The sequence below is a fragment of the Brevibacterium iodinum ATCC 49514 genome (assembly GCF_900169265.1).
Classification (GTDB): Bacteria; Actinomycetota; Actinomycetes; order Actinomycetales; family Brevibacteriaceae; genus Brevibacterium; species Brevibacterium iodinum.
This window is the reverse complement of record NZ_FXYX01000058.1, coordinates 1-1,251: the sequence shown is the minus strand read 5'-3', so window position 1 is coordinate 1,251 and position 1,251 is coordinate 1. Positions and strand designations below refer to the sequence as shown.

The following is a 1,251-nucleotide window of genomic DNA, read 5'->3' as shown; positions in this document are numbered from 1 at the left end:
CGAAAGACCTCGACGTGGCCAAGCCTACTTTCTCGACCCCTGACCTCACGACATTCTGCCGACTCGACACCCTCGATCTGACCTGCACCGGCCAAAACATCACCGGGCACAAGGCGATTCTGGAATGCCGGCCCAACACTGCTGATGACTGGTGCCGTCGGTGCGGTGGCCACGGGATCGTTCGCGATACCGTCGTCCGCCGTCTAGCCCACGAACCTTTCGGCCACCGACCAACCACGCTTCATCTTCGCCTCCGCCGTTACAAATGCGTCGAGTGCGGCCGCGTCTGGCGTCAAGACGCCACAGCCGCGGCACCACCACGAGCGAAGATCTCGCGAACCGGCCTCGACTGGGCGTTGCGTGCCCTCGTCATCGATCACGACACCGTGTCCGTCATCGCTGCGAAACTCGCAGTGTCCTGGCACACCGCGAACTCCGCCGTCCTCGCTGAAGGTCAGCGGTTGTTGATCAACGACCCGACTCGTTTCGACGGGGTCAGCGTCATTGGTGTCGACGAGCATGTATGGCGGCATACCCGGCGTGGTGACAAGTACGTCACCGTCATCATCGACCTCACCCCGATCAGCGAGGGAACAGGCTCGGCACGTCTGCTCGACATGGTGGCTGGCCGTTCGAAGCAGGTGTTCAAACAATGGTTGAAAGACCGACCGAAAGACTGGCGTGAGGGCATCGACGTCGTCGCGATGGACGGATTCTCCGGCTTCAAAACAGCCTCAGCTGAGGAACTGCCCGACGCTGTCGAAGTCATGGACCCCTTCCACGTCGTCAAACTCGCCGGTGATGCCCTCGACGAGGTACGTCGCCGAGTTCAGCAAGAGACAACCGGCCATCGCGGACGAGCAAAGGACCCGTTGTACCGGGCAAGAAGAACTCTGCACACGGGCAGCAGCTTACTCACGACCAAGCAGCAGGAAAGAATCGCGAACCTCTTCGCTGACCCGAACTTCACCGAAGTCGAAGTCACCTGGGCCGTCTACCAAGACATTGTCAGCGCCTACCGAACCGCGGACCGCAAAGAGGGCAAGAGACTCTTGCAAACGGTCATCGACGCCCTGACAACGAATCTGCCATCCGAACTTGTCGAGCTCAAACGGTTAGGACGAACGTTGAAGCGTCGAGCTGCTGATGTGCTCGCGTTCTTCACCCGACCGGGAACGTCGAACGGTCCCACTGAAGCGATCAACGGCAGACTCGAGCATCTACGCGGGTCCGCGCTGGGATTCCGCAACC

The 1,251-nt window shown here is 60.7% G+C and carries 1 protein-coding gene; it reads left to right on the top strand.

Annotated features, from left to right (window positions below; all coding sequences use genetic code 11):
* Positions 1-14: 14 nt before the first annotated feature.
* On the top strand, positions 15-1,251 hold a 1,237-nt coding region (locus tag BI49514_RS16175; RefSeq protein WP_101547471.1), incomplete at its 3' end, for an ISL3 family transposase.